Origin of the sequence: Neobacillus sp. YIM B06451 (assembly GCF_032667185.1) — a bacterium.
GTDB lineage: Bacteria > Bacillota > Bacilli > Bacillales > Cytobacillaceae > Bacillus_D.
The window spans coordinates 89,402-95,827 of record NZ_JAVFKJ010000017.1; the positions used below are offsets into that span (position 1 = coordinate 89,402).

General features: G+C 33.4%; 9 protein-coding genes. All 9 read right to left on the minus strand.

Features of this window, described 5'->3' with window-relative positions; genetic code table 11:
* Nucleotides 1–59: 59 nt before the first annotated feature.
* Nucleotides 60–479, minus strand: a complete 420-nt coding sequence (locus tag RB160_RS21015; RefSeq protein WP_316572404.1) for a GNAT family N-acetyltransferase — start codon at nt 477–479, stop codon at nt 60–62.
* 163 nt (nt 480–642) lie between these two features.
* Nucleotides 643–1,116 (minus strand): GNAT family N-acetyltransferase, encoded by a 474-nt coding sequence (locus RB160_RS21020; protein WP_316572405.1) that lies wholly within the window; start codon nt 1,114–1,116, stop codon nt 643–645.
* Nucleotides 1,117–1,305: 189 nt separating this feature from the next.
* On the minus strand, nt 1,306–1,443 hold the full coding sequence (locus RB160_RS21025; protein ID WP_316572406.1) for a hypothetical protein: 138 nt from the start codon (nt 1,441–1,443) through the stop codon (nt 1,306–1,308).
* Nucleotides 1,444–1,550: 107 nt separating this feature from the next.
* On the minus strand, nt 1,551–2,036 hold the full coding sequence (locus tag RB160_RS21030) for a hypothetical protein (RefSeq protein ID WP_316572407.1): 486 nt from the start codon (nt 2,034–2,036) through the stop codon (nt 1,551–1,553).
* 172 nt (nt 2,037–2,208) lie between these two features.
* Nucleotides 2,209–2,628, minus strand: a complete 420-nt coding sequence (locus RB160_RS21035) for a hypothetical protein (protein WP_316572408.1) — start codon at nt 2,626–2,628, stop codon at nt 2,209–2,211.
* Nucleotides 2,629–3,179: 551 nt separating this feature from the next.
* Nucleotides 3,180–3,647, minus strand: a complete 468-nt coding sequence (locus RB160_RS21040; RefSeq protein WP_316572409.1) for a GNAT family N-acetyltransferase — start codon at nt 3,645–3,647, stop codon at nt 3,180–3,182.
* A gap of 218 nt (nt 3,648–3,865) precedes the next feature.
* Nucleotides 3,866–5,152 (minus strand): GerMN domain-containing protein, encoded by a 1,287-nt coding sequence (locus RB160_RS21045; protein ID WP_316572410.1) that lies wholly within the window; start codon nt 5,150–5,152, stop codon nt 3,866–3,868.
* A complete protein-coding gene (locus RB160_RS21050) occupies nt 5,133–5,663 on the minus strand; it encodes an RNA polymerase sigma factor (RefSeq protein ID WP_316572411.1) in 531 nt (176 codons plus the stop codon). Before RB160_RS21050 ends, RB160_RS21045 begins: the two co-directional genes overlap by 20 nt.
* Nucleotides 5,664–6,063: 400 nt before the next feature.
* The coding region (locus RB160_RS21055; protein ID WP_316572412.1) for a hypothetical protein at nt 6,064–6,426 on the minus strand (363 nt) is incomplete at its 5' end.

Below are 6,426 nucleotides of genomic sequence, written 5' to 3' on the forward strand. Positions count from 1 at the left end.
TCAACAAAAAGGGCGGTTAATCCTGTCTCGATCAACGCACCCGTTAGCTGAAAAAGAACTTATTTAGATTTAAAGTAAAATATCTCGGGGTCTCCTTCATCTAAATTTTCAATAAATCCACTTTGTATGAATCCATTTGCTTTAAAAACTTCTTGCATTCCATGATTTGATTTATTAGTTGAAGAGAAAATTTTCTTTGTTGGAGAAATGTTTATAAAACACTTAATAAGCGATGTTGCGTATCCTTTTCTTCTTTCAGTGTGCCTTACAATTATCAGTGAAATGAAGCTACAATCAAAGAAATGAGTATCATATATTAAAAAACCAACGATAAGATTGTAATCATTAGCAACAATACATCTCTCTTCTTCAATGGCTTTCATAATGTATTCGCGTCTGCTATTGTTACCGATAACTTCTTCATCTATCTTCATTATCTCATCTAAATAATTTATTTGAGCCATTTCTAAGGACTTCAAAATGTAGCCTCCTTAACTTTTAAAATTACAAAATTCGCTACAAATTGGCTACGGAATAAAACAAATCCTTCTTACACTAAACTGCCCGTTTGCTTAATAAGGAATTCAACAAAAAAGGCGGTTAATCCTTCTTGGATCTACGCCCTCGATAGTTGAAGAAGCACTATAATAATTTTTCCATAATAAATTCATCATAAGGGAGATTATCGAGTATCCTCTCTCCTACAATTCTATATCCCTTATCCTCATACATTTTGGGTAAATACGGATGGGTTTGAGCTACGGTTAACCTTAATCTATTTTCGCCTTTATTAATAAGTATAGACTCCGCATACTCCATTAATTTCGTAGCAATTCCCTTCCCTTTATGTGTTGATTTTACAGCTAGTCTACTTAATACATAACATTGCCAATCTCTGTTAAATTTTAGCCTTACGGTAGCGACTATATTGTTTGTAGTTTTTTCTTTTGCTTTCAATAACATTGTGGTTTTTATCCAGTCTTGCACTTCTTTAATCATTACCTTAGATGCACTCGCAGGAAGCCCTAGAGATTCATTTTCTGAGTATGCATCACGGTATATATCTACTAACGCCACTGCATCGTTATATTCTGCTATCTCTATGCTTAAATTCAATTACCTCACCCCTTTACTTGAACAACTTTTTATTTTCACTATTTAATAACCCTGACCATCTCAAATAAGACCACCTATTGGCAATCTTCTAATTGTGTTATAGCACCCGTTAATGAACCCCCAATGATTGGCGAGGAGTTTAAGAATATCGGCACTTTAATCAAAAAACTTGAAATTTTATTCTTACATTTAATCTACTTCGACAACTGGATTTAAGCGTTCAGGAAAGTCCTCCCAAAACTCAATAATAGCGTTGGGGTATTTATCAAAACCAACTTTCTCAATATCGAAAACAATCTCAGCATTGGTTGTTAGTTCAACGTCCATGAGTCTCTCGTCACCGAAGTAACCTTTTAAGAACAAGTCTGGGTTCCTATTATACAACCTAGCAGCAGAACGTCCGTCACCATGCTTGAATGTATTTACAAGATCAGCTATAGTTCAACCGTTTCCCATTGGGAAGTCTTTGTCAAATCGTAATTTATAAATTCGTATGCTTCTTTTATTTGACCCATATTAAAACCAAACTTTGAAAATTCATCTTTTGTTCTTATCGGACTCGTTCTATGGTTTAGCTCCGAGTAGATAAAACCTCTTAATTGTTGTTCAAAAATCTGGTATGTTGTAGCCAACAACGACAAGTGGTAATTATATTCCATGAGCTTTTCAGCCTTATAAAATTCGTAAGTTTCCATTTCGATATTTTCAAATATGTCGCTAGGGTCAACTACTTCATAATTGTAAGCTGTCCCATATTCCTCAACCAATTTTGCTTTGTATTTGTTTGCAGAACCTTCAATATCATTGAAAAGGGTTTCCATTGTTGTAGCAAACTTTTCTTGTAATTTTTTATAAATGAAAATGTATTGCTCTCTTTTATGTTTAGGTAACCACACATTTAATTGAAGTTGTTCGCTCATACGTTCTCCACTCCTTACATAATTCCTTCACAATTTGGGTCAAAGCCGAACTAAACATACCCTTGTTAAACTAACCTGCCACGTTTGTTCAATAAGGAATTCAACAAAAAGGTGCCTCAATCCTTCTGGGATCAACGCACCCGTTAGTTTAAGTATAATTCTTCACAACATTCTATTCTCTATTACGTATTACTACTTTTTCTTTTTTTCCTCCCCATTGAATTTCAATAGGAAGACTTTCAGGAAGAGCATCACATGCCCCACTACACTTTTTATTTATTTCAAATTCCTCTTGGTTTTTTAATTCGCCATCGCCAGATTCTGTGTTGAATGAAGATTCATATATTTCAAATTTAAAATTTAATGGTTTATTTTCTTCTCCAATATAAGAGATTGTATAGGTCCTTTCGCTATCCGCTTCGCTTTCCATTTTCACATACCAATTATCACTTTTTCCTTCATAATATTGTTTTTTAAATTCTGGCGGTTTTGAGTTTTCTTCATTACAAGCACCAAGTATCATCAATAATACAAGACTTCCAACCAATAATAAAATTTTCTTAATCTTACTAAGTGATTGACTAATTTTCATAGTTCGCCTCCATACATTTGGATATTATTTATAGAAACACTATTTTGTTCTTGCTTTCATTTGAAGTACTACAACATAATAAAACGCGTATATCACAGGAAGGTTTCAAAATCCTTGTCACGCTAAACTGCCCCATTCGTTTAATAAGGAATTCAATAAAAAAAGGGCACTAATCCTCCCTGGATCATCGCACCCGTTACATCAACATCTAATTTGTTAAAACGGCTCCCCAATATAGAAAACTCATTAGTAAAAAAACAAATGCAAATGTCGTTATTGCTTTTGGTAATTTACGATAAAAGTATGTTAATGCTAACCCTATTAGTATGTGAATTAAGGCAAAAATAATCAGACTCATTTCCATCACCTCATACCCTAAATTGTACCACTTTCCATAACGAAAAATAGTCCTTCTTTCACTAACCTGCCCCGTTAGCATAATAAGGAATTCAACAAAAAAGGCGGTCAATCCTTCCTGGATCAACACACCCGTTCAAGTACAATATCACAATCTTTTTCTTCCTCGTTATACTTCTAACATAGCCAGGAGATTATAAATGGAAACTCATTATAATAAGTTCACCTTTTTTCCCCATTTTTCGAACACCTTCATCAACATATCCACATTTTTTATATAATCCCTGTGCTGCTTCATTCTTAAGATTAACCGCTAATACAATTTCGTTTGTTTCACTAAAATTTTCCTTAACAAACTCAGGTAAAAGAATTAATGCCTTTTTCGCATACCCCTTGCCTTGATAACGGGCATCGGTTGAAAATGCTCTTAATAAAATTGAATTATTATTATTTGAATATGGTTTTACACCTTCATTTTTATGTAAAACGAAAAAAGTTACAAGTTTATCTTCTTCCATTGCCAGTATTGAATAACGTTCAGAATCTTCGTTTGATAATTTTATACACTCTATGGGATGTCCAGTATAGCGAAGTTGTTCCTCCGTTAATTCATAATATTCGATGGCATTTTTGAATCTGTCGTCGTATAAATAAAGTTGCAATTTAGCCCCCCTAGAACGTTTGTTCCTATATTTTAACAATATTATTCTTTGGGTTCAATAGAATAGCAATAAACATTCTTCAACTAAACTGCACCGATAGCTCAATAAGCAATTCAACAAAAAGGTGCCTCATTCCTGCCTGGATCAACGCACCCGTTAGTTCAATAGCCTCATTCTTATTTCTCTGTTTAAGATAATGACTTTAGCAAGATTGCTAACTAAGGATTATGTGCCCCCCTTACTAATGCAATTAGGTACCATTCATTATCTATTTCCTCATAAACAAATCTTATTGCCTGATAATAACCCCAATCGAGGGACTCCCTGTCAGGTTCATCTAAATATTCAACATAGATTGCGTTTGGATAAATATCGTGAATCGTATTAATCATTGTTCCCACGTTAGAGTCATTATACGTAATTTCATCATATTCATAGATATAGTTATTGCGTTTTTTGAGTAGGTTTTCCACAAAATCATTTGGTGTTGCTTTAAATTCAGTCTCACTTTGATCCCAAGACCAACTATATTGTTTTTGATCCTCTGAAAACCTCCGAACTTCTTCTTTACTAAAATGTAAATCATCACTATCTCCAACATTAGAATATGGAGAATATACAAGCCCTCGTTCTAAGTGAATATTATTTGCCAATTCCCCCCATTGCTTCGTCATTAACTGATTAAATAGAACTTCTGACCTTTCCAATAATAATTTTTTAGTGTTCTCTTCTAAGTCCCTATAATCATCTGCTTCATAAGTCGTGCACGATTGTTGAATCCAGCCAAAAAATTCTGCACAGCTGCCGTCAAATCGGTACTCTATCGTTTCAACCTCTGCAAACTGAGAAACTGTTTTGTTTAAAGTTTCCATCATTCCAAAGGAAGCAGCTGATGCATTTCCATTTGGAATAATCTTTGAGAAATCAACAAAATCTACTATTAGATGACCAGAATCTTGTAATTCGATACTGTGTAATAAATCGGCAGTTTCTTCATTAAATATGGATATGAATCCTTCTGCAATTTCTTCTTTCGACGGACCTCGTATTAATTGCTTAACTGCATATTCAATACGGCTCTCTACTTTTTCCTCACTATTAACTTCTCTTAAAACAGCTTTGGAAGGGGGTTGTTGTTCTTTAAATCCGTCACATTCAAAATAAACTAATATTGAGTTAGCAGAGAGTTCAACATTGCTTTCCATACAAGCATTAGTTTTTTCATCCACTATAGAATTATCATCTTCTACTAAAGATGGCTTCTGATCTCCTGGTTGATTATTAGAGTAATTCACAAGGTCATTTAAGAACCATCCAGCAACTATTAGTACGAGTATTGTAGCAATTCCTGTTATAGGGCGGCCAAAAATGATTCCAATGTTCTTTCGTTTCTTCACTTTATTAACTTTGGAAATTACCCTTTGGTAGGAGTCAGAGGATTCCTGTCCTGTTAAACTTATATTATTTAACATTTTCAATTGACTGTCAAAATTTGAACGTTTCACTTAAGTACCCCTCCTTTTGCATTTCCTTTTGAAGTTCCATAAGCCCTCTGTGCAAATTAGTCTTTATACGACTTTCCTTCCACCCCAAAATAGTAGCTGTCTCCTTGGTAGAAAACTCTCTAATTTTACGCAAGATAATAACATCTCGGTATTCTTTTTTTATGCGTAAAAGTGCAAGATATAGTTGTTCCATATCATCGCCAAACACTATCACTTCTTCTGGAGTTGGTTCACTCGATTTGACATGTAAAAGGAAATCCAAAAAATAAGTAACAGATTTTTTTCGCCTCAAGTAATCAATTGTTTCATTCCGAGCTATTCGATATAACCATGTTTTGATGCTAGCATCACCCCGAAAATTCTCTATATTTATAAATGCTTTGACGTAGGTTTCTTGCATTAAATCCTTAGCTTGTTGACGGTCACCGATCATCAGGAATATGTAACGAAAAATTTCATTATGGTACTGTTCATACAACATTTGAATTTGCTGCTCTTTATGTTGCTTCATGTCAGCCCCCCCTTAATTGACGTTAAGATTATAGACGGAATTATTTATTATCGGTTTCAAAAAAATAAAGTAATATAATTTATTCCCTATCGTGTTCTTAGTTGAGTTAAAATTATTCACAAAAAAAAGGAATCGTCATCATAGCGACTATTCCTAATGGTCTAAAATTATTGTATTGAAGTCATTGCTCAGTTAATCATTAGTTATATCTCTTAAATTACATTCAATTCCTCAAACTTTTTACTTACAAGTAGAACAACTAATATCTTCTAATATTGAATTTAACTCTCCTCCGTTATTACAAACTCAGGTACTCTTATATTACGTTATTAATTCTTAAACTAACCTGCCACGTTTGTTGAATAAAAAATTCCAATAATTGTAACCACGAAAGAAGCTTTTACCCTTTACTTATTTTTCTCCGTTCGAATATTAAACAAACAATATAAATCACCAACAATGTCATCGAAACATTGATTGATATTTGATAACCTGTCTTAAATAAATCGGAGTTCCAGTGTCCAAAATGATCTTCACCAAAAACGTAATATGCCAACCAGTTGGAAACTGAAAAGCCATCCCTTTCAGGGTATGGAATTAAGCTGTGATTATAGTTCTGTGCCAATGCAGTATTAAAGACCAATGATGTTATTAATAAAACAAGTGTTGATTTAGATTTACTATCCTTTTTATCTAAAATCCTTTGTAGAAAGTAAAACAATAAAATAGCTGGTAACAAGAACTTTATTAGAATGATCAGCAT